The organism is Acinetobacter sp. WCHAc010034 (assembly GCF_001696615.3).
Lineage (GTDB): Bacteria > Pseudomonadota > Gammaproteobacteria > Pseudomonadales > Moraxellaceae > Acinetobacter.
Genome location: NZ_CP032279.1, coordinates 1,373,020 through 1,392,462, shown reverse-complemented (window position 1 = coordinate 1,392,462; position 19,443 = coordinate 1,373,020). Strand labels below are relative to the sequence as shown.

At 52.2% G+C, this 19,443-nt stretch carries 26 protein-coding genes; 20 read left to right on the top strand and 6 right to left on the bottom strand.

What is annotated here, in order from left to right; genetic code table 11:
* Nucleotides 1–30: 30 nt before the first annotated feature.
* The 9 genes from mazG (at nucleotide 31) to yjgA (ending at nucleotide 6,693) form a co-directional block, all read left to right on the top strand.
* Complete coding sequence (mazG, locus tag BEN74_RS08240; RefSeq protein WP_068907778.1) at nucleotides 31–825, top strand: nucleoside triphosphate pyrophosphohydrolase; 795 nt, start codon at nucleotides 31–33, stop codon at nucleotides 823–825.
* Nucleotides 803–1,222: a ComEA family DNA-binding protein gene (locus tag BEN74_RS08235; RefSeq protein ID WP_068907776.1), complete on the top strand. Its 420-nt coding sequence runs from the start codon at nucleotides 803–805 to the stop codon at nucleotides 1,220–1,222. Before mazG ends, BEN74_RS08235 begins: the two co-directional genes overlap by 23 nt.
* Nucleotides 1,223–1,355: 133 nt before the next feature.
* On the top strand, nucleotides 1,356–2,825 hold the full coding sequence (gene pcnB / locus BEN74_RS08230) for a polynucleotide adenylyltransferase PcnB (protein ID WP_068907774.1): 1,470 nt from the start codon (nucleotides 1,356–1,358) through the stop codon (nucleotides 2,823–2,825).
* Nucleotides 2,822–3,310, top strand: a complete 489-nt coding sequence (gene folK, locus BEN74_RS08225) for a 2-amino-4-hydroxy-6-hydroxymethyldihydropteridine diphosphokinase (RefSeq protein ID WP_068907772.1) — start codon at nucleotides 2,822–2,824, stop codon at nucleotides 3,308–3,310. The genes pcnB and folK overlap by 4 nt, the downstream gene beginning before the upstream one ends.
* Before the next feature lie 43 nt (nucleotides 3,311–3,353).
* Nucleotides 3,354–4,163, top strand: a complete 810-nt coding sequence (gene panB, locus BEN74_RS08220) for a 3-methyl-2-oxobutanoate hydroxymethyltransferase (protein WP_068907770.1) — start codon at nucleotides 3,354–3,356, stop codon at nucleotides 4,161–4,163.
* A 3-nt stretch (nucleotides 4,164–4,166) separates the two neighbouring features.
* On the top strand, nucleotides 4,167–5,015 hold the full coding sequence (panC, locus tag BEN74_RS08215) for a pantoate--beta-alanine ligase (RefSeq protein ID WP_068907767.1): 849 nt from the start codon (nucleotides 4,167–4,169) through the stop codon (nucleotides 5,013–5,015).
* 24 nt (nucleotides 5,016–5,039) lie between these two features.
* A complete protein-coding gene (rapZ, locus tag BEN74_RS08210; protein WP_068907765.1) occupies nucleotides 5,040–5,891 on the top strand; it encodes an RNase adapter RapZ in 852 nt (283 codons plus the stop codon).
* Nucleotides 5,888–6,157 carry an HPr family phosphocarrier protein gene (locus BEN74_RS08205; protein ID WP_068907763.1) on the top strand — a complete coding sequence of 90 codons (270 nt, stop codon included), beginning with the start codon at nucleotides 5,888–5,890 and terminating at the stop codon, nucleotides 6,155–6,157. Before rapZ ends, BEN74_RS08205 begins: the two co-directional genes overlap by 4 nt.
* 2 nt (nucleotides 6,158–6,159) lie before the next feature.
* Nucleotides 6,160–6,693, top strand: coding sequence for a ribosome biogenesis factor YjgA (gene yjgA, locus BEN74_RS08200; RefSeq protein ID WP_068907760.1), 534 nt, complete (start codon nucleotides 6,160–6,162; stop codon nucleotides 6,691–6,693).
* Between the two features lie 106 nt (nucleotides 6,694–6,799).
* Here the strand turns inward: yjgA and BEN74_RS08195 are convergent, their stop codons facing one another.
* Both BEN74_RS08195 and BEN74_RS08190 read right to left on the bottom strand, forming a co-directional pair.
* The gene (locus BEN74_RS08195; protein ID WP_068907758.1) at nucleotides 6,800–8,443 is read right to left on the bottom strand and encodes an acyl-CoA synthetase; all 1,644 of its coding nucleotides are present in this window, start codon (nucleotides 8,441–8,443) and stop codon (nucleotides 6,800–6,802) included.
* 1 nt (nucleotide 8,444) lies between these two features.
* Nucleotides 8,445–8,735: a hypothetical protein gene (locus tag BEN74_RS08190; RefSeq protein WP_068907756.1), complete on the bottom strand. Its 291-nt coding sequence runs from the start codon at nucleotides 8,733–8,735 to the stop codon at nucleotides 8,445–8,447.
* A 135-nt stretch (nucleotides 8,736–8,870) separates the two neighbouring features.
* Here BEN74_RS08190 and thrS point away from each other — a divergent pair, with 135 nt between their 5' ends.
* Together thrS and infC are read left to right on the top strand one after the other, a co-directional pair.
* Complete coding sequence (gene thrS, locus BEN74_RS08185; RefSeq protein WP_068907755.1) at nucleotides 8,871–10,793, top strand: threonine--tRNA ligase; 1,923 nt, start codon at nucleotides 8,871–8,873, stop codon at nucleotides 10,791–10,793.
* A 5-nt stretch (nucleotides 10,794–10,798) separates the two neighbouring features.
* Complete coding sequence (gene infC / locus BEN74_RS08180; RefSeq protein WP_086374322.1) at nucleotides 10,799–11,347, top strand: translation initiation factor IF-3; 549 nt, start codon at nucleotides 10,799–10,801, stop codon at nucleotides 11,345–11,347.
* Nucleotides 11,348–11,419: 72 nt separating this feature from the next.
* On the opposite strand, the gene BEN74_RS08175 is transcribed toward infC, so the two are convergent.
* Complete coding sequence (locus tag BEN74_RS08175; RefSeq protein WP_068907753.1) at nucleotides 11,420–11,875, bottom strand: Hsp20 family protein; 456 nt, start codon at nucleotides 11,873–11,875, stop codon at nucleotides 11,420–11,422.
* 323 nt (nucleotides 11,876–12,198) lie between these two features.
* On the opposite strand from BEN74_RS08175, the gene BEN74_RS08170 reads away from it, so the two are divergent.
* From BEN74_RS08170 to BEN74_RS08160, 3 genes are all read left to right on the top strand, one after another.
* The gene (locus BEN74_RS08170; RefSeq protein WP_068907751.1) at nucleotides 12,199–12,819 is read left to right on the top strand and encodes a glutathione S-transferase N-terminal domain-containing protein; all 621 of its coding nucleotides are present in this window, start codon (nucleotides 12,199–12,201) and stop codon (nucleotides 12,817–12,819) included.
* Between the two features lie 89 nt (nucleotides 12,820–12,908).
* Nucleotides 12,909–13,193, top strand: a complete 285-nt coding sequence (locus BEN74_RS08165; protein WP_068907749.1) for a hypothetical protein — start codon at nucleotides 12,909–12,911, stop codon at nucleotides 13,191–13,193.
* A gap of 7 nt (nucleotides 13,194–13,200) precedes the next feature.
* Entirely contained in the window at nucleotides 13,201–13,629 is a 429-nt protein-coding gene (locus tag BEN74_RS08160; RefSeq protein ID WP_068907747.1) for a YqaA family protein, read from the top strand.
* A gap of 97 nt (nucleotides 13,630–13,726) precedes the next feature.
* Here BEN74_RS08160 and BEN74_RS08155 read toward each other — a convergent pair whose 3' ends face one another.
* Together BEN74_RS08155 and BEN74_RS08150 are read right to left on the bottom strand one after the other, a co-directional pair.
* Nucleotides 13,727–14,494, bottom strand: coding sequence for a TonB family protein (locus tag BEN74_RS08155; protein WP_086374323.1), 768 nt, complete (start codon nucleotides 14,492–14,494; stop codon nucleotides 13,727–13,729).
* A 70-nt stretch (nucleotides 14,495–14,564) separates the two neighbouring features.
* Nucleotides 14,565–15,305: an energy transducer TonB gene (locus BEN74_RS08150; protein ID WP_068907743.1), complete on the bottom strand. Its 741-nt coding sequence runs from the start codon at nucleotides 15,303–15,305 to the stop codon at nucleotides 14,565–14,567.
* Nucleotides 15,306–15,687: 382 nt separating this feature from the next.
* Here BEN74_RS08150 and rpmI point away from each other — a divergent pair, with 382 nt between their 5' ends.
* From rpmI to BEN74_RS08120, 6 genes are all read left to right on the top strand, one after another.
* Nucleotides 15,688–15,882 carry a 50S ribosomal protein L35 gene (gene rpmI, locus BEN74_RS08145; RefSeq protein ID WP_086374326.1) on the top strand — a complete coding sequence of 65 codons (195 nt, stop codon included), beginning with the start codon at nucleotides 15,688–15,690 and terminating at the stop codon, nucleotides 15,880–15,882.
* 11 nt (nucleotides 15,883–15,893) lie between these two features.
* Nucleotides 15,894–16,253 carry a 50S ribosomal protein L20 gene (gene rplT, locus BEN74_RS08140; protein ID WP_004675688.1) on the top strand — a complete coding sequence of 120 codons (360 nt, stop codon included), beginning with the start codon at nucleotides 15,894–15,896 and terminating at the stop codon, nucleotides 16,251–16,253.
* Nucleotides 16,254–16,345: 92 nt separating this feature from the next.
* Nucleotides 16,346–16,909, top strand: coding sequence for an NADAR family protein (locus BEN74_RS08135; RefSeq protein ID WP_068907900.1), 564 nt, complete (start codon nucleotides 16,346–16,348; stop codon nucleotides 16,907–16,909).
* Nucleotides 16,910–16,927: 18 nt separating this feature from the next.
* Nucleotides 16,928–17,308 carry a hypothetical protein gene (locus tag BEN74_RS08130; protein ID WP_068907740.1) on the top strand — a complete coding sequence of 127 codons (381 nt, stop codon included), beginning with the start codon at nucleotides 16,928–16,930 and terminating at the stop codon, nucleotides 17,306–17,308.
* Nucleotides 17,309–17,419: 111 nt separating this feature from the next.
* Complete coding sequence (locus BEN74_RS08125) at nucleotides 17,420–17,956, top strand: adenylate kinase (RefSeq protein WP_068907898.1); 537 nt, start codon at nucleotides 17,420–17,422, stop codon at nucleotides 17,954–17,956.
* A 120-nt stretch (nucleotides 17,957–18,076) separates the two neighbouring features.
* Nucleotides 18,077–18,289 (top strand): hypothetical protein, encoded by a 213-nt coding sequence (locus BEN74_RS08120; protein WP_068907738.1) that lies wholly within the window; start codon nucleotides 18,077–18,079, stop codon nucleotides 18,287–18,289.
* Between the two features lie 110 nt (nucleotides 18,290–18,399).
* Here the strand turns inward: BEN74_RS08120 and BEN74_RS08115 are convergent, their stop codons facing one another.
* Nucleotides 18,400–19,419, bottom strand: a complete 1,020-nt coding sequence (locus BEN74_RS08115) for a hypothetical protein (RefSeq protein ID WP_068907736.1) — start codon at nucleotides 19,417–19,419, stop codon at nucleotides 18,400–18,402.
* Between the last annotated feature and the right edge of the window lie 24 nt (nucleotides 19,420–19,443).

The window sequence follows — 19,443 nt, the reverse complement described above, 5'->3', positions numbered from 1 at the left end:
ATAATGCCGTTTAAACGATAGAGGTGCACCATGGAACAGCTGTTGAACATCATGCGCGAGCTGCGCGAAAAGTGCCCCTGGGACCAGCAGCAGACCCCGCAGTCGCTGACGCGCTACGCCATTGAAGAAGCCTATGAGGTGGAGGCTGCGGTGCGCTCGGGCAGCGCTGAAGAGGTGCGCGATGAGCTGGGCGACCTGCTGCTGCAGGTGGTGTTCCAGTCGCAGATGTACAGCGAGCAGGGCGCCTTCAATTTTCAGGATGTGGTGCAGGCGGTTTGCGCCAAATTGATCCGCCGCCATCCGCATGTGTTTCAGGCTGAGCAGTTTGCGCAGCTGACGCCGGAAGATGTGGCGGAGCTGTGGCAGGAAATCAAGCGCCAGGAAAAGCAGGGCAAGGCGGTGTCGCGGCTGGATCAGGTCAAGCATGGGCCGGCGCTGCAGCAGGCGGAAGGTATTCAGAAAAATGCAGCCCAAATCGGCTTTGATTTTCCGGATGCTGCAGAAGCTTACGGCAAGCTGGAGGAAGAGCTGGCGGAATTCAGGCAGGCGCTTGCCGGCGGAAATTCCGACGAAATTGCCGAAGAATTCGGCGACTGCTTGTTTTCTCTGGTGAATGTTGGGCGTAAAATGAGCATCTGCAGCGAAACAGCCCTATTGGGCACCGTGCATAAATTCCGCGCCCGTTTTGCGCATATCGAAGCGCAGGCTGCGCTGCGCAATCAAAGCATAGAAGACCTGTCACTGGCTGAAATGGATCAGCTGTGGGAACAGGCCAAACAATTATTAAAACAGCAGGCTTTACATGAAAAACCGCAGCTTGAATAAGATTCAGCTTTTAATTCTGCTGATGGCATTGATCGGCATCAGCATTTCCTGGGCAAATGCGGAAACGGCGCAGAATGCGTCCTATGCGCAGTGGAAATCGGAACAGCAGGCGCAGGACAGCCGGCTGCAGAAAGCGCCTGCTTCCGGCGCTGTCCAGCAGAACTATTACCTGTCCAGGCCGGCTTTAGTTGCGCCGTCCAGCAGCCCGAAAATCAAGCTGAACAGCGCAAATTCTGAGCAGTTTCAGCAATTGAGCGGCATTGGCCTGAAAAAAGCCGAAGCGATTGTGGCGTACCGTGCAAAAAATGGAAAATTTAAAAGCATTGAGGAAATTCAGCAGGTTAAAGGCATCGGGCCGGCCATCTTTGCGAAAAATAAAGCCCGCCTGGGGTTGTAAGGCCTGAATCTGCGGAAAATGCGCCTGAAGCTGCAGCGCAGTATCGAGAGAATCAAATTGCCCTTTGATTGTGTTAGAGATATGATTAGCGACATCTTAAAATTTTACGTTCAGGCGTAGGAGACAGCGTCTTTTGCAAACTTTGCGCGCGTCAAAATGCGGCTTATCCGCTGCACAATTACCTTCTTCCATCTTGGATGTGATTGATGCCTTAACCAAGGCGGGCTATGAAGCCTATATCGTCGGCGGCGGTGTACGCGACCTGATGCTGGGTCTAAATCCGAAGGATTATGATGCGGTCACCAATGCCACCCCCTCTCAGGTGCGGGAAGTCTTCGGCCGCCGCTGCCGCATCATCGGCCGCCGCTTCGAGCTGGCTCATGTCTATTCAGGCCGCGAACTGATTGAAGTGGCGACGTTCCGCGCGCCGCCGAAAAAAGAAGTAACCTCGGCCTCCGGCATGATTCTGCGCGACAACAACTGGGGCAGCATTGAGCAGGACTTCGCGCGCCGCGATTTCTCCATCAATGCGCTGTATTATCAGCCGCGCAAAAACGAAGTGCTGGATTTCTGCAATGCGGTTGATGACATTAAGCATAAAACCCTGCGCCTGCTGGGCGATCCGCTGCAGCGCTTTGAAGAAGATCCGGTGCGCATGCTGCGCACGCTGCGCTTCGCCGCCAAGCTGAATTTCAGCATTGATGAAAAAATTCTGGACATCTTTACGCCGGAAATTACCCAGCTGCTGCGCGATGTGTCGCCGCACCGCCTGTATGATGAATCTCAGAAGCTGTTCACCATGGGGCATTTGAACCGCGTCCTGCCGATGCTGATTGATTTCGGCATCTGGCGCCAGCTGTTTGCCGAAATTCAGCCGGAGATTACGCCTTTCATCGAGCGCGCGGCCAAAAATACCGATCAGCGCATTTCAATCGGCAAGACCATCAATCCGGCATTTTTCTATGCTGTTTTGCTGTGGAAGCCGTTTCTGGAGCGCTGCGAGTTCTATGCAGGCAAAGGCGTGGTAGCTGCCGAAGCGCGCGCCCAAGCCGGCTTGGATGTGTTGAAGCGCCAGGCCACGCGCACCGTGATTCCGCGCTTTGCTGAAACCTTTATCCGCGAAGTCTGGGAAATGCAGACCCGCCTGCTGAACCCGAAACCGCAGCAGATTGAGGCTTTGTCGAGCCATGCGCGTTTCCGCGCCGGCTTTGACTTCCTGCTGATCCGTGAAAAATCCGGCGATAAAGCCACACAGGGCATGGGCGCATGGTGGGATGCCTACCAAACGCTGTCCGCCGATGAAAAAGAGCGCGCAATTGCTGACTATAACCGCCAGCGCGCCAAGAGCCGGCGCAAGGCTTCGCAGGCGCCGGCTGAAGAAATCAAGCTGTCTGGCGCGGTGCAGCAGGCTGAAATTGAGCCTTTGGTGAATGAGCCGGAACCGCGCAGCCGCCGTTCCCGCAAGGCGAAAAGCCCGGCGGAACCGCGGCGCCATCCTGCAGCGCCTGAGGCATCCGGCGGCATCAGCGCGGATCATCCGATCCTGAAGCGCAAGCGGGTTCAGCGCGACTTAAGCCAAGTGATTTTCGGGCCCACCCGGTGAGCGCAGTCACTTATATCGGCCTCGGCAGCAACCTGGGCGATTCGCGCCAGATCCTGACCGAGGCGGTGCATAAGCTGGCATCGCTGGGGCAGGTCAAAGCCTCCAAGCTGTATCAAAGCCCGCCGATGGGGCCGCAGGATCAGCCGAATTATTTAAACGCGGCCGTGCAGCTGCTGACAGATTTGGCGCCGCTGGCTTTGCTGGATGAGCTGCAGCGCTTTGAGCAGGAATCCGGCCGCGTGCGCCTGCGCCATTGGGGCGAGCGCACGCTGGACCTGGACCTGCTGCTGTATGGCCAGGAGCAGATTCAGCATGAACGCCTGACGGTGCCGCATGCCGGCGTCATGGAGCGCGACTTTGTGCTGATCCCCCTGCTGGACTTGGATGCTGAGCTGCAGCTGAAAGGGCAATTATTAAAAAATCTGCCGATTCTGGAGCATCCATCGCTGGATGTGCTGGATGCCGGAAACTGGGCAAATATTTAGATTTTGAATGGCTGCAATGCATGGCCATAAGAGGAACATCCAGATGATTAGTTTAAGTGACTTAAGAAAATTTAAAGCGCAAGGCCGCAAATTCTCCTGCCTGACTTGCTATGACGCAAGCATGGCGAAGGCAATGGAAGTCGCTGAAATTGATACTATTTTGATCGGTGATTCTTTAGGAATGACCATTCAGGGCTGCGACTCAACCTTGCCGGTGACGGTCAATGACATGGCTTACCACACGGCCGCCGTGCGCCGCGGCAACAGCCATGCATTCATTCTGACCGATCTGCCGTTCATGAGCTATGCCACGCTGCATGACGCCTTGATCAGTTCCAGAACGGTAATGCAGGCCGGCGCGCATATGGTGAAGCTGGAAGGCGGCGCCTGGCTCAGTGAAACGGTTACGGCATTGACCCGCAACGGCATCCCGGTCTGCGTGCATTTGGGCCTGACCCCGCAGTCGGTGCATGTTTTTGGCGGCTATAAGGTGCAGGCGCGCACCCGCGAGGCTGCCGATCAGCTGATTGCGGACTGCAAGGCTGTGGTTGAAGCCGGCGCCGCGGCGCTGCTGCTGGAATGCGTTCCTGCGCAGGTCGGCCGGGAAATCAGCGAATTGTTCCCGGATACCCCGGTCATCGGCATTGGCGCGGGCGCGGATACAGACGGGCAGGTGCTGGTGGTTCAGGACATGCTTGGCCTGAACTTCGGCCATGTGGCTAAATTCGTCCGCAACTTTATGAAAGAACAGGCCGGCGCAGCTGCGATTGCCGATGCGTTCAAGGCGTACCATGCTGCGGTGCAGGAAGGATCATTCCCAGCCAAAGAACATACTTTCCAAATTGAGCTGTAAATCATGAAAACTGAAATAACCATTCAAGGCTTAGCTGCGTCACTCAGCCCGGCGCGTTCAGCGCGCAAAATTATCGGCTTTGTGCCGACGATGGGCAATCTGCATGAAGGCCATTTGAATCTAGTGCGCGAAGCGCGCAAATTATGCGATGTGGTGGTGGTCAGCATTTTCGTGAACCCGATTCAGTTTGGCCCGAATGAAGATTTTGACAGCTATCCGCGCACGCTGGAGCAGGACCAGCGCTTGCTGGCTGAAGCGGGCTGCGATATTGTTTTTGCGCCTTCAGTCGAGCAGATGTACGGCAATAAGCCGCGCCTGACCAATATTACAGTCGGCGGCATTACCGATGACTTATGCGGCCTGCAGCGTCCGGGGCATTTTGACGGCGTTGCGGTCGTTGTTACAAAGCTGTTCAACATTGTGCAGCCGAATTACGCTTTCTTTGGCCAGAAAGACTACCAGCAGCTGGCGGTGATCCGCCAGTTTGTGCGCGACCTGAATATTCCGCTGGAAGTGATTGGCGTGCCGATTGCCCGCGCAGCCGACGGCTTGGCGCTCAGCTCGCGCAACGGCTATTTAAGCCCAGAAAACCGCGCGGTTGCGCCGAAAATCTACCAGAGCCTGAAAGCCGCCGAGCAGCAGCTGCAGGCTGGCGCCGCCTTGCCTGATGCGCTGCAGAACATGAAAGCAGCCTTGACAGAGGCGGGCTTTGCTGTGGACTATGTAGAGGCGCGCGCTCCGGACCTGCAGAAAATTGAGCAGTTTAATCAGGATATCGTGCTGTTCGCAGCCGCCAAGCTGGGCGCGACCCGCCTGATTGACAACCTGCAGGTGAAATATCCTGCTTCATAACGCTATAGGAAGGGCAGCAGTGCAATGAAACGCATTTTAATTGTTACAGGCCAGTCAGGTTCAGGCAAAAGCTCCGCTTTGCAGGTGCTTGAAGATTTGGGTTATTACTGTATTGATAATTTGCCTTTGGCTCTGCTGCCGGAGATTGTCGCAAAGCTGGACCGGGAAAATAACCTTGAGCAGCTGGCGCTGGGGGTGGATGTCCGCAGCACGCGGGAAGACCTGCAGGAATTTGACCACGTTTTTCAGCAGCTGCAGCAGCACGGCTCGGTCGATATCATTTATCTGACCACCCGCGATCAGGAGCTGATTTCACGCTTCAGCGCCTCGCGCCGCCCGCATCCGCTGTCCGGCCGCTTTAAAAGCCTGAACGCCTGCATTCAGGAAGAAAAATCGCTGCTGCTGCCGATTCAGATGCGCTCAACGGTGCATATTGATACTACAGACAAAAGCGTGCATGATTTAAAGCATATACTGCTGTCCAAGCTTGGGCAGGCCAATAATCTGATTTTAATTCTGCAGTCTTTCGGCTTTAAGCACGGCATTCCGCTGGATGCTGACTATGTGTTTGATGTCAGGCATTTGCCGAACCCGCACTGGGATTTGGAATTAAGGAAATATTCCGGCCTGGATCAGCCAGTACAGAAATTTTTAGAGCAGAGTCCGCAAACTGAGGAAATGTTCAGCGACATTTACCATTTTCTGGACAAATGGCTGCCTGCCTTTGCCGAAGGGCACCGTCACTATATGACGGTCTCCATCGGCTGCACCGGCGGACAGCACCGCTCTGTTTATATTGTGGATAGACTGAAAAAGGCCCTTGAGGCAAAATGGTCTATTCAGGTCCTACATCGAGAAATGAAGCACTGGTCATGATTGACACAACTGTTGACGTAATTAATAAACTGGGTTTACATGCGCGTGCGTCTGGAAAACTGATTGAAGTCACTGCGAAATTCCGCTCGTCGATTCAGATCGGCAAAGGTGATAAATTAGTGGATGCAAAAAATATTATGTCTTTGCTCATGCTTGGCGCGGGCAAAGGCACAACTTTAAGAATAGTGATTGATGGCGCAGATGAAGAAAAAGCTTTATCTGAGATTCAGGCGCTGTTCGCAGCGAAATTTTACGAGGCAGATTAACCGTGGCACGTCGACCGAACCGTTTTACTGAAGATGACTTTGATTCTCTAGAAGGACGTGCAAGCAAAACTGAACAGAAGAAGGCTGTACAGCGTATGGCCGCTTTAGGTGAACAGCTGGCGCAGCTCAGTCCCAAGCAGATTAAGAACCTTCCGGTGGAAGAGCGCCTGATTGACGCCCTGCTGGATGCGCAGGCGATTACTTCTTTTGAAGCGCGCCGCCGCCAGTTCCAGCGGGTGGGCAAGCTGCTGCGCAATGAAAATGAAACCGTGATCCTGTCGTATTTGACCCCGAAGCAGGGCTTGAAGAAAACCGCACAGCTGCAGCGCTGGGTAGACCGGATCATTAAAGAGGGCGACCCCGCCATTAATGAATTCAGCAAGGTGTATAACGCGACTGAACGCCATACGCTGCGCCAGCATCTGCTGCGGGTTCTGCGCGACATGAAGCAGGAGCTGCCTGAAGCTGAAATTGAAGCGTCTAAGCTGAAAATGTTCAACTATGTGCAGCAGGTGGCGCTGATTTCAGATAACTGATCTGCATCACTGCAGTGTTGAATGCTGAAAAGCGGCTCTTTTTGAGCCGCTTTTTTATTGCTGTTTTGCGCCCTGCAGGGCGCATTTTTGAAAAAAGGGGGGCAGCTCAGCTGAACTCGCGTTCAGCGCGCTCTTTTGCCCAGTCGCGCAGAATGAATTTCTGCAGCTTGCCGGTTGAGGTTTTCGGAATCTCGGCAATCACCACCTCTTTAGGCACTTTAAAGCGCGCTAAATGCTGCCTGCAGAATTCAATGATTTCTTCCGGCGCCGCCTGCTTGCCGGCTTTCAGCTCAACAAAGGCGCAAGGCACTTCCTGCCAGCGCGGGTCAGGCTTGGCCACAACGGCAGCGGTCAGAATGGCCGGGTGCTGATACAGCACCTCTTCCACTTCCAGCGATGAAATGTTTTCGCCGCCGGAAATGATCACATCCTTGGAGCGGTCAGTGATTTTTGCATAGCCGTCCGGCTGGCATACCGCCAAATCGCCGGTATGGAACCAGCCGCCGGCAAAAGCTTCGGCGGTGGCTTGCGGATTTTTCAGATAGCCTTTCATGACAATATTGCCGCGGAACATTATTTCCCCCATGGTCTGGCCGTCATGCGGCACCGGCTGCATGGTTTCCGGGTCAATCACCTTCATGCCGTCCTGCAACGGATAAGGCACGCCTTGGCGCGAATGCAGCTGCGCCTGTTCCTGAATAGACAGCTCGCTCCAGCCGGCCTGCGACGCGCACAGCGCGGAAGGGCCATAGGTTTCGGTCAGGCCGTAAACATGCGTGACGTTAATGCCGATATTGCGCATGCCTTCAATAATGGCTGCCGGAGGCGCCGCGCCGGCGACCATGACTTCCACGCGGTGATCGAATGCGGTTTTCTTGTCTTCCGGGGTGTTGATCATCATGGAAAGCACAATCGGCGCGCCGCAGAAATAATCCACTTTATGGCGCGCAATCAGCTTGAAAATCTGCTCCGCATCGACTCTGCGCAGGCAGATATTGGTGCCGCCGTTGGCCGCCATGGTCCAGGCGAAGCACCAGCCGTTGCAGTGGAACAGCGGCAGGGTCCATAAATAGGTGGCGCGCGGCGTCATGCCGCAGGCGATGATATTGCTGGCGGCGTTGATATAGGCGCCGCGGTGGTGGTAAACCACGCCTTTCGGGTTGCCGGTGGTGCCGGAAGTGTAGCTCAGGCTGATGGCGTCCCATTCATCCTGCGGCAGGTGCCAGGCAAAATCCGGATCGCCTTCCGCGAGCCAGTCTTCATATTCAATCTGGCCGATCGGCGTGGAAAAGCCGTCCAGATATTCGGAATCATCCACATCAATGACAAAAATATCCTGCTGGACTAAAGCCAGCGCTTCCTGCGCCACGGCTGCAAATTCAGGGTCAACCAGCAGCACTTTGGTTTCCGCGTGCTCCAGCATGAAAGCGATGGTTTTGGCATCCAGCCGGGTGTTCAGGGTGTTCAGCACCGCGCCGGCCATCGGCACCGCGAAATGCGCCTCAATCATGGCCGGGATATTCGGCAGCAGCACTGAAACGGTGTCATTCTTGCCAATGCCCAGCGCCTGCAGCTGATGCGCGAACTGGCAGCAGCGCTGGTAGGTTTCACGCCAGCTGATATGGCGGGAGCCGTGAATGATGGCGTCTTGATGCGGGTAAATATAGGCCGCGCGCTCTAGATAGCGCAGCGGCGATAAAGCCACAAAGTTGGCCGGTGTCCGTGGCAATTCATCATATGCGCTCACCATTTCAGAAACTCCCTGTCTGCAGTATTTTTGTCATTGCAGCAACAATATGCAGTCTTCGGCGGTCTTGCATTAATGCTTTAGTCGGAGTGCTGCGCTTGAATATGCAGCTTATTGAAAATACTGGATTAAAAACCGCGTTAAAGGCTGAAAATGAACCCTGCGGTTCTGCCGTTTGATTTTTGCATGCAAATAATTTAGCCCGGAAAAGCGCTTGAGCGCTGCGCAGCCCGGCTGCTGGAAAGCAGGCATGATCAGGATAAAAAAGATTTTTAGCCGGAAAAGGTTTAATCATTCGGCTAAGGCGTGTAAAATTTCAGTCGATTTTCATCTATCCACCGTTTTTATCTTTTGAGGCGCAGCCCTCGATCATAATCTCGCGGTGATATGCTCCATTGTACGGGGCATCACTCCTTAAGGATTTCCTATTATGCCAATTATCACTTTGCCAAATGGCGATCAGAAAGAATTTGATCACGCCGTATCCGTCATGGAAGTTGCTCAAAGCATCGGCCCCGGCCTTGCAAAAAATACCGTTGCAGGGAAAGTCGATGGACGCTTGGTTGATGCATCTGACCTGATCAGCGCGGACGCCAGCCTCCAAATTATTACCCCGAAAGATGACGAAGGCGTTGAAATTATCCGCCATTCCTGCGCGCATTTAGTCGGCCATGCAGTGAAGCAGCTGTTCCCGGAAGCAAAGATGGTCATTGGCCCGGTCATTGAAGAAGGCTTCTACTATGACATCTGGATGCCGCGCCCGTTTACTTTAGACGACATGGCGGCCATCGAAGAGCGCATGAAAAAGCTCATCGATCAGGATTATGAAGTCGTTAAGAAAATGACCCCGCGTGATGAAGTGATTGCAGAATTCACCGCGCGCGGCGAAGAATACAAGCTGCGCCTGATTGCGGACATGCCTGAAGAAACCCAGATGGGCCTGTATTACCATCAGGACTATCTGGATATGTGCCGCGGCCCGCATGTGCCGAATACCAAATTCTTAAAATCCTTCAAGCTGACTAAAATCTCCGGCGCGTACTGGCGCGGCGATGCTAAAAATGAACAGCTGCAGCGCATTTACGGCACGGCATGGGCGGACAAGAAGCAGCTGGCTGCTTATGTCAAGCGCATTGAAGAAGCGGAAAAGCGCGACCACCGCAAAATCGGCAAAGCGCTGGACTTGTTCCATATGCAGGAAGAAGCGCCGGGCATGGTGTTCTGGCATCCGAACGGCTGGACCATTTACCAAGTGCTTGAACAGTACATGCGCAAAGTGCAGGAAGACAACGGCTATCAGGAAATCCGCACGCCGCAGGTGGTCGATTTCACGCTGTGGGAAAAGTCCGGCCATGCAGCCAACTATGCCGACAACATGTTCACGACGCATTCTGAAAACCGCAACTATGCGGTGAAGCCGATGAACTGTCCATGCCATGTGCAAGTCTTCAATCAAGGCCTGAAGTCTTACCGTGACCTGCCAATCCGTTTGGCGGAATTCGGTTCATGCCACCGCAACGAGCCGTCAGGCTCACTGCACGGCATTATGCGCGTGCGCGGCTTTACTCAGGATGATGCGCACATTTTCTGCACCACAGAGCAGATTGGCCCTGAGGTTGCAGACTTCATCAAGCTGACTTTGGATGTCTACAAAGACTTCGGCTTTGAAGAAGTGCAAATGAAGCTGTCTACGCGTCCGGAAAAGCGCGTAGGCGATGACAAGCTTTGGGATATGGCGGAAAAATCCTTGGCGGATGCCTTGGACGCAGCAGGCCTGGCATGGGATCTGCAGCCGGGCGAAGGCGCATTCTACGGTCCGAAGATTGAATTCTCCCTGAAAGACTGCTTAGGCCGGGTATGGCAATGTGGTACAATTCAGTGCGACTTCAACCTGCCGGAACGCCTGGACGCATCTTATGTGACTGAAGACAATGACCGCGATCAGCCGGTTATGCTTCACCGCGCAATTCTTGGCAGCTTCGAGCGTTTTATTGGTATACTAATTGAACACTATGCAGGCTTTATGCCGCCTTGGCTGGCGCCAGTGCAGGCATGTGTGATGAACATTACCGATTCGCAGGCGCAAGCATGCGGGTCAGTGGTCGCAAAACTTAAAGAAAGCGGCATCCGCGCGATTTCAGACTTGAGAAATGAGAAAATCGGCTTTAAGATTCGTGAACGCACATTAGAGCGCATTCCTTACTTGCTGGTGCTTGGGGACCGTGAAGTCGAGGAAGGTACAGTGAACGTCCGTACCCGCTCTGGAAAAAATTTAGGTACTATGTCAATCGACGCTTTCGTTGACCTAGTGAAAGCAGCCGTAGCCGAACGCGGCCGGTACATTGTGGAGTAAAAGCGATTAAACAGCCTGACCGTAATCAACAGGGCGGAAAATCTAACCGTCCTGCCTTGAATGATGAAATTCGTGCAAAAGAAGTCCGTCTTGTTGACGAAAATGGCGAGCAGAAAGGCATTGTAAGCTTAACTGATGCCTTGCGCGCAGCTGAGCAGGTTGAACTTGACCTGGTTGAGATTGTAGCCAATGCTGAGCCGCCGGTTTGTAAAATCATGGACTTCAATAAGCATTTGTTTGATCTGAAGCAAAAGCAGAAGGAAGCGAAGAAAAAACAGCATCAAGTACAGGTGAAGGAAATCAAGCTGCGCCCGGGTACAGATGTCGGTGACTACAACGTGAAGCTGCGCGCCATCATCAAGTTCCTTGAAGAAGGCAACAAGGTGAAAATCACCCTGCGTTTCCGCGGTCGTGAAATGGCTCACCAGCAGCTGGGTCTGGCTCAATTGCAGAAGATTGAAGCAGATGTGGCTGAATGCGGCGTAGTTGAACAGACGCCGAAAATGGAAGGCCGTCAAATGGGCATGCTGCTGGGTCCTAAAAAACGCAAGTAAGCATCTCCCGCTTGATGAAAAAAAGCGCTGCATTGGCAGCGCTTTTTTATGCCTGAGATTTCTGCCGGCCGGCTATTCAGCCTGAGAAGATTCAGCCGGCTCCGCCTTGCGGCCAATTGGAATCTGGCGTGGCAGCTTTTCTTCCGGAACAATCCGCTGCAGCTCAATTTTCAATAAGCCGTTGGTGTAGTCGGCGCGCTGCACTTCAATATGCTCATCCAGGCGCAGCGACAGTTTGAATGAACGGCGCGCAATGCCTTTATGCAGATATTCGGCGGTGCTGTCATCGGCCTGCTCGGCGTGCTTGCCGGAAATTGTCAGCAGCTGATTTTCCAGATTAATCGCCAGCTCATCTTCCGCAAAGCCGGCGGCGGAAACCACAATGCGGTATTCATTGTCGCCGGTTTTTTCAATATTGTATGCCGGATAGTTCGGCGTTTCGCTCTGCATGGCGTAGTCAAACAGATCGTTTAAACGGTCAAAGCCGATGCTGCGGCGGAATAGCGGGCTTAAGCTTAAATTACTCATTGATAGAACCTCCTGCGTTCAGCAAAGTTGTATAAATAAGAAACTTAGGCTGCCATCTTTGCATTGACGGCAGCTGCAGCAAGACCGGCTGATCATTGCTGTACTTTTAATATCGGTATGCTGGGGAAAAATTCAAGAGATAAAATGCATTTCAGTTGAAATTATCCCATAACGATAATTATGCTGAAAATACAAGAGCTGCCATTCAGGTTTCAGCAGTGCAATTTCAGCTTAACTTAATGTTTCCTCGCTGAAATCATGCTATAAACGGTAATAAAACTCGGCAATGTGCACTAAAACGAGAAAAGCAGCAGGATCTCCACATGATTGATTTGTATTATTGGGGCACGCCCAACGGGCATAAAATTACCATTGCCCTGGAAGAAATGAGCCTGGATTACCAGATTTTTCCGGTCAATATTTTAGAAAATGATCAGTTTCAGCCGGATTTTTTAAGAATATCGCCGAACAATAAAATTCCCGCCATTGTTGATCAGGACGGCCCGCGCGGCGAGCCGATTTCGGTTTTTGAGTCGGGCGCCATCCTGCAGTATCTGGGGCGCAAGACCGGCCTGTTTTATCCTGAGGATGAGTTTGAGCGGGTTGAGGTTGAGCAGTGGCTGATGTGGCAAATGGGCGGCTTGGGGCCAATGCTGGGGCAGAATCATCATTTCAGCCGCTTTGCGCCGGAACGCATTCCTTATGCCACCGAACGCTATGTCAATGAAACCAAGCGCCTGTATAAAGTACTGAACAATCAGCTGATCGGGCAAAAGTATGTGGCGGGTGGCTATTCGATTGCCGATATGGCGATTCTGCCGTGGATCCTGCGCTATGAATGGCAGCAGATTCAGCTGGAAGACTATCCTTATGTCAAAGAATATGTGGAGCGCCTGACGGCGCGCCCTGCCGTGCAGAAAGCTTTAGCGATAAAGGTCGGATGAATTGCGCCGCTGCCCAGTTATGCTAAGATGCGGGCAAGAATGAATGAAAACCACCCAATGCTGCGGTGGTTTTTTATTGGATGGGATGGATGAAAGCATTTTTTTTAAATTTAACCAGAATTGTCGAAAATAACCCGCGCGTGTATTTTGCGCTGATTGCCGGCATCGCTGCATGCCTGATGCTGTTTATTGTGGAGGCGGTGCATATTCAAAAGCTTGCGGAAGCAGCCCAGACTCAGGATCAGGCGGCGCTGCGGGAAATCCTGCAGCCGGTTGCTTCGCGCTATACCTGGTCGCGCATTTTAGCCCTTGCCGTGATGATTTTCTGGTCGAGTACAGAATACCGCAAGACCAAAAAGCAGCTGGGGCTGTAACCTTTAAATGACCGCGCTTCTGCTGCTGTTCCTGTCTGCATTCGGCGCGGCCACCCTGCTGCCTTTGCAGTCGGAAGCGGTATTGCTGGGCCTGCTGATGCAGGGCAGCCATGCGGCGGGGATGCTGATTGCGGCCGCCAGTTTGGGCAATATTCTCGGCTCCTGCGTGAACTGGTGGCTGGGCCTGAAAGTAGAACACTATAAGGATAAAAAGTGGTTTCCCGTTTCGGCGGGCAAAATGCAGCAGGCGCAGGGGATTTACCGGAAATACGGCTTCTGGTCACTCTTGCTGAGCTGGGTTCCGGTTATCGGCGACCCGATTACCCTGATTGCCGGCCTGCTGAAAGAAAATTTTCCGCGCTTTCTGCTGATGGTGAGCATTGCGAAAATCGGGCGCTATCTTTGCATTTACCTGCTGTTTCTTGGGCTGATTTAAGGCTTCGCGCCGTCAAAATAATCGCTTTATGGGCGCTCCCGGCCGGCGCAGCGGTTTTCTGCTGAAGCGCTGTCCAGGACGGGCGCTCTGCAGGCATTCATTGCGGGCAATCCGATAATTTAAAAATAATGCGGTCTTCAAAGCTTAATTTCCCCCACTGCAGGAAATGCCGGGGCGCATCAATCCGCGCATCCTGCAGGGCGCCGATGACCATTTGATCGATCTCTGCAATGCCGGAGCTTTGGCTGATTCTTATGCCGGAAATCTGCGCATTTCTGGCCACTTTAAATGCAAAGCGCACTTCACGGTCTGCACCCTCCAGCAGGGGCATGGCCAAGGCAAGCTTCGGCAGCTGCTGATATTGGAACGGAACGGGCTGATGGGCCAGTTGTTTCTTGATATTTTCCGATTTAAAGATGTAGCGGCAGACATAAGGCTGCGGCTTTCTGGATTTTTGCGTACTGGAATAATCATTGGCTTCAAATAAGAAAGGCTGGCTAACTTTCACCGGATAGCGCACGCCATTTTCAGCATAAGGCCTAAAGCGGGCCAGCTTTATGGCCCTGATGACCATTTCATCCAAGTCCGGCAAGCCGGAACTTTGCTGGATGCGCACATTGGTGATTTGGCCCGCAGTATCGGCTTCAATTGCGGCAATCACGTTTCTTGGCTTGCCTTCCAGATCGCCCGGCATAATGCGCACGCGGGGCGGCCGGCTCCAGCTGAGGCCCGCCGAAGTGCCGATATTGACCTGCTTAGGCTGAGGCTGGGCGGCCGCAGCCTGATCTGAAGCTGCCTGCAGCTGCGCGCCGGCGCCTAAGATCAATGCGGTCAGAAGCTGTTTTTTTATACAATTTATCATCATGCTTATTCTTTTAAGAGGAGGTGCGCTGGAAGAATCAAATCCCCAGCGCCAATCTTGCGGATTTTAAGGCTTATGGGCAGCGGTTCAGCTTGAACTGAATTTCATCCTTAAAGCTGGACTGTTTATACAGCCATAAGGTGCGGGCTGTGCGTTTTACCGAAATTTGGCTGCCGGACAGCGCTTGCGCAACTGTCTGGTCCAGCGCGTAGATGCCTGAACCCTGCCGGATCTTGATTTTTTTGACGCCGCCATGCTTGTCCGCCTTAAAGCTGAATTTCACCGTGCGGTCGTGGCCATTCAGCTGTTCAGCATCAAGCTGAAGCGCAGGCTGCTGCAGATACTGAAATGCTGTCCGCTTTTCATTCTGCTGCGCCTGCCAAACTTTTGAATTGAATTCATAGGCGCAGTTTCCGGCATTTTTATCCGTCAATTTCAGGTTGAATGCCTGATAGCCGATTTGCGGCGCGGGCTTGCCGCCTTCAATATGCGGCTTCACTTCGGCTTTTTCCACCGCGCGCACTAACATCTGATCCAGCCTCTGAATGCCGGTGCTTTCTTCGACCGTGGCTTCCTGCACATTGCCGTTTTCATCGGCAAATACGCGGATAATGGCTGCGCGGCTCTTTTGATTCAGGTCTTCATTGCTGTAATTCGGCTGCGGAAACTTGGCCCATTGAATGCGGGTGGTTAAATGCGCGGGCAGCACATCAATGCTCTGCGCCGGCAGCTGATGGACTTTTTTCGGCGGTGCGCTGTAGGCTGCGCTCAGCGGAAAGCCAAGCAGAACAGATAGGCACAGAATTTTTTTCATAGGGCAGGGTCTTCAATCACTCGAAGAGGAGCATTGGCCAATATTGAAGCGCAGTATTTCCTGAATTGAAAATACTGGCAAGTCTAAATCTGCAAATAATGCTTATTTTTCTGCAGCTTTGGCGGCGCCTGCGCCAAATGCGCTGTGCTGGCCTGACACGGATATGGCCGGCAGCAATGCTTTGCATTGGCCCCGGCGCTGCCGCGGACCGGATCATTGTGCGGCGGCTATAGGAAACAGCGCTGAAGCGGCCACGGCTGGATTTTAATTTCCGATGATGCTTTTGTTTTAACCGGAGATGGATTAGAATACCGGCTCCCTTACCTGCAGGTCGTTTTTGCAATGGTGCAGACGTTCCGAACAGGTGTTTAAAGAGGTTGTTATGGCTAAGTTAAAAACTCGCCGTGGTGCAGCTAAACGTTTCAAAGCGACTGCAAACGGTTTCAAGCGTAAACAAGCGTTCAAACGCCACATTTTGACCAAAAAATCTGCTAAGCGTATCCGTCAATTACGCGGCTGTGTAATGGTTCACGTAAGTGACGTTGCTGCAGTTCGCCGTATGTGCCCATACATCTAAGGAGATTATAAATGGCTCGTGTAAAACGTGGTGTACAGGCTCATCGCCGTCATAAAAAAATTCTTGCCCGTGCTAAAGGTTACTACGGCGCGCGTTCACGCGTATATCGCGTAGCGTTCCAAGCGGTAATCAAAGCAGGTCAATACGCTTACCGTGACCGCCGTCAAAAGAAACGTCAATTCCGCGCTCTGTGGATTGCACGTATCAATGCCGGTGCACGCTTAAACGGTTTGTCGTACAGCCGCATGATCGATGGCTTGAAAAAAGCTCAAGTGATCATCGACCGTCGCGTACTTGCTGACATCGCTATGCATGATGCAGTTGCATTTGCTGCTTTAGCTGAAAAAGCTAAAGGCGCATTAGCTGCATAAGCTTAGAGATTCAAAGAAGGCCGCTTTTTAGCGGTCTTTTTTATTTTTAGTGAATTGGATTTTCAATAATAGATAATAATCAGAGATAGATGATGCAAGACGAACAATTTTTAAATGATTTAATTCAACAAGTCCAACAAGGTCATCAATTTAAATATTTATATTTCTGGGGACATACGCCAAAGCAAAACAATCATGTGGATAAAAGTTGTTTTAGCCAGTGGTTTCCATCGCCATTTAAACAGGATGGTGCTAAGTATCTTACGGCAGAACATTATATGATGGCGCAGAAAGCCAGGCTGTTTAATGATGAAGAGGCTTTTGCGCAAATCCTGCAGGTGAAGCATCCGAACGATGCGAAGCAGCTCGGCCGGAAAGTGCGGAATTATGATGAACAGCTGTGGCGGGAAAAGCGCTTTGAAATTGTAGTGCAGGCGAACCTTGCTAAATTTTCCCAGCATCTGGAATTAAGCGCTGTTCTGCTGGCGACGCATGACCGCATTCTGGTTGAGGCATCGCCGGTAGACCGGGTTTGGGGCATCGGCATGGCGCAGGATCATGAGCATATTCAAGACCCGGCGCAGTGGCATGGCTTGAATCTGCTCGGTTTTGCGCTAATGCAGGTTAGAGCGCAGCTTTTGGCGCAGCCGCATTGAGCTTTTAAAGGGGGGGATATGCGCCGGCAATATCATTTTAGAAAAACCGGGGATGATACCCATATTTGGGATGTGCACCGCCTCGTTGAGCTGACGCGGGCTTTTCCGGTGAAGAAAGTTGCGCTTGCAGGCATTCAAGAGCTGAACGAAGCCTATTGGTTTCCAGACCAGCATCCAACAACACAGCAGATTATTGCGCATTTTCAGCTGGTTCAGAATGCAGATTTAAGCTATCCGATTATCCTCTGCGCAGAAGGCCGGGTGATGGATGGGATGCACCGCGCTGCCAAGGCCAGCTTGCTCAAGCGGGCAGATATTCTGGCAGTGCAGTTTGAGCACACACCGGCGCCTGATTTCATCAATACCGCAGAGGATGAGCTGGACTATGCAGATGGCTGATCCTTGATCAGGGCGAATGGCTGCTATTGCGCATGACGGAAATTGCCGATAATGCATATTATGCGGATATAAAGATAACCCGTTCTGAGGGCAGTATTGCGGATGGCTGAAATGAAAAGAATCAATGTTGTGGGAACTTCTGCCACAGGAAAATCAACATTCTCCAGAAGCTTGGCGGCGAAGCTCGGCCTGCATTATATCGAGCTGGATAATCTGTTTTGGCTGGATGACTGGCAGGAATGCCCGGATGAGGTGTTTTTTGCCAAAATTGAGTCTGAGGCGGCAAAGGCTGCAGCCGGCTATGTGATAGATGGCAATTATACCCGCGCCATTCCGGTGAAATGGGCGGAAATTGATACGGTTATTTGGCTGGACTTGCCCTTTCCGGTAAATTTATACCGTTCCATCAAGCGCGCTGTGCAGCGGGCCTGGTCGAAGCAGAATTTATGGGAAAACTCCAATAATCAGGAAAGCCTGCAGCGCATGTTTGGGCGCGATTCTATTGTCTGGTGGATGATCACAACACACCGGAGAAACCGGCAAAAGTATTTGCGGATGATGAATGCGCCTGAATATCAGCATATCCGCTGGATTCATTTAAAGAGTCAAAAACAGATCGATGCATTCCTGCAGCAGCTTAATGCCTGAACTGGATAGAATGCATTGAATCCGCCGGCGGCAAGTTTTCTTGGTTACATAAATCGGCTTTAATTCTGTGAAGTCTATCTGCTTAATAAATAAAAAGATCAATCATAAGGACACGATAAGATGCTTGCGGAAATTACAGGTGTAAATCAGGCGCGGATCAGCGTGAAGCTGGAAATGATTCCGCGAATTGGCGAGTCGGTCAAAATTATGTACGGGCCTGATGCTCAATTGGAAGGGGAAGTGGTGGCGGTGCAGCATTATATTAATCAGCATGCCGATGAGCATAAAGTGCAGATAGAAATCAGGCCTTTTAATTATTTGATTACGGCTTAAATTGGCGCTTAAAAAAGCGCCCGGAAGGGTAATGCTTAACTGACTGGCATTAACCCGGAAAGGCGCTTTTTATTGGCCATGCATAGGCTGGCCTTTACTGAAGCCTGCAATTAAAGCCCAAAATAATAGGCGAAAATACAGATAATCACCGTAATTAAAATTAAGGCGAAGACCCCGGTTTTTCCAGATTTATGCTCTGCAGGGCCGGGCTTTGCCGGAGAGGAGCCGGCAGCAGGGGCGGCATGGCTTTCCAGCGGCGAAGTTATTTCTTTTGCTGTGAGGCGCGCGGTTTTATAGTGATTGGCGGCTTTGACAATAAATTTTGCGCTTAAATCATCCAGCTTTTGGGAAAAATGGCGGATATTCAGCTGCTCTTCCGGGCTGAGCACTGCGCCATCCTCATCATAGGGATGCTGAATTTTGGCTTGAATGAAATCAGAGAGCGCTTCCAGCCGGTACAGCGTGCGGTGCGCATAATCCGCCTGATAATCGGTCGGCAGCAAAGACAGCGGCGGCGCATCTGCAGATTCAATATTCTGCAAGGCTGTGCCGTAATAAGGCAGCTCAGCCTGCGCCGGTTCTGCAAAGCCGGCAGCGAATTTGCTGCTGAACAGCTCATTATCGGTATAAACTTGAATATCGTTCCAGTTCGGCTGCTGCAGGTCGGCATCAATCAGCTTGGATAATTTAGAATTCAGCTCAAAGCGCCAGAAGGTTTCCTGGCGCAGCGCAGGCCGCTGCGCCGGCGGGGCTTCATAGTCATTGTCGGCGGTGTACCATTCCGCCAGCTCCTTGCCGAAAATCCACGCCTGCTTTTTATGCGCTTCATGGCTGACAATAAAATGCGCAAAAGGCAGCAGCTCAACATTGCCGTTCGGATTTTTTTCCTCATTCAGCAGGCTGGAGCTGTGCAGGCTGATGCGGGAAACTCCGCGCTTTTTCAGGCCTTCCAGCCAAATCTGAAAATGCTGCGCCAGCAGGTGCTGTGAAATCAGGTCGCGGAACAGAAAGCTGTGCTGATCAAAGATGGCGTGCTGCACCCAGCGCTGGAAACTCAGATCCTGCCCCAGGTATTCATTTCCGTAGGCAACTAAAGCCAGCTGCCGTTTCCAAATTTGATCGAGCGCCATAATGATTGATCTCATTGATATTGC

Bases quoted from the DNA above. Each gene is read 5' to 3' on its own strand.
- mazG (WP_068907778.1), top strand. From the start codon at position 31: ATGGAACAGCTGTTGAACATCATGCGCGAGCTGCGCGAAAAGTGCCCC.
- BEN74_RS08235 (WP_068907776.1), top strand. From the start codon at position 803: ATGAAAAACCGCAGCTTGAATAAGATTCAGCTTTTAATTCTGCTGATG.
- panB (WP_068907770.1), top strand. From the start codon at position 3,354: ATGATTAGTTTAAGTGACTTAAGAAAATTTAAAGCGCAAGGCCGCAAA.
- panC (WP_068907767.1), top strand. From the start codon at position 4,167: ATGAAAACTGAAATAACCATTCAAGGCTTAGCTGCGTCACTCAGCCCG.
- rapZ (WP_068907765.1), top strand. From the start codon at position 5,040: ATGAAACGCATTTTAATTGTTACAGGCCAGTCAGGTTCAGGCAAAAGC.
- BEN74_RS08205 (WP_068907763.1), top strand. From the start codon at position 5,888: ATGATTGACACAACTGTTGACGTAATTAATAAACTGGGTTTACATGCG.
- BEN74_RS08195 (WP_068907758.1), bottom strand. From the start codon at position 8,443: ATGGTGAGCGCATATGATGAATTGCCACGGACACCGGCCAACTTTGTG.
- BEN74_RS08190 (WP_068907756.1), bottom strand. From the start codon at position 8,735: ATGATTAAACCTTTTCCGGCTAAAAATCTTTTTTATCCTGATCATGCC.
- thrS (WP_068907755.1), top strand. From the start codon at position 8,871: ATGCCAATTATCACTTTGCCAAATGGCGATCAGAAAGAATTTGATCAC.
- BEN74_RS08175 (WP_068907753.1), bottom strand. From the start codon at position 11,875: ATGAGTAATTTAAGCTTAAGCCCGCTATTCCGCCGCAGCATCGGCTTT.
- BEN74_RS08170 (WP_068907751.1), top strand. From the start codon at position 12,199: ATGATTGATTTGTATTATTGGGGCACGCCCAACGGGCATAAAATTACC.
- BEN74_RS08165 (WP_068907749.1), top strand. From the start codon at position 12,909: ATGAAAGCATTTTTTTTAAATTTAACCAGAATTGTCGAAAATAACCCG.
- BEN74_RS08160 (WP_068907747.1), top strand. From the start codon at position 13,201: ATGACCGCGCTTCTGCTGCTGTTCCTGTCTGCATTCGGCGCGGCCACC.
- BEN74_RS08155 (WP_086374323.1), bottom strand. From the start codon at position 14,494: ATGATGATAAATTGTATAAAAAAACAGCTTCTGACCGCATTGATCTTA.
- BEN74_RS08150 (WP_068907743.1), bottom strand. From the start codon at position 15,305: ATGAAAAAAATTCTGTGCCTATCTGTTCTGCTTGGCTTTCCGCTGAGC.
- rpmI (WP_086374326.1), top strand. From the start codon at position 15,688: ATGGCTAAGTTAAAAACTCGCCGTGGTGCAGCTAAACGTTTCAAAGCG.
- rplT (WP_004675688.1), top strand. From the start codon at position 15,894: ATGGCTCGTGTAAAACGTGGTGTACAGGCTCATCGCCGTCATAAAAAA.
- BEN74_RS08135 (WP_068907900.1), top strand. From the start codon at position 16,346: ATGCAAGACGAACAATTTTTAAATGATTTAATTCAACAAGTCCAACAA.
- BEN74_RS08130 (WP_068907740.1), top strand. From the start codon at position 16,928: ATGCGCCGGCAATATCATTTTAGAAAAACCGGGGATGATACCCATATT.
- BEN74_RS08125 (WP_068907898.1), top strand. From the start codon at position 17,420: ATGAAAAGAATCAATGTTGTGGGAACTTCTGCCACAGGAAAATCAACA.
- BEN74_RS08120 (WP_068907738.1), top strand. From the start codon at position 18,077: ATGCTTGCGGAAATTACAGGTGTAAATCAGGCGCGGATCAGCGTGAAG.
- BEN74_RS08115 (WP_068907736.1), bottom strand. From the start codon at position 19,419: ATGGCGCTCGATCAAATTTGGAAACGGCAGCTGGCTTTAGTTGCCTAC.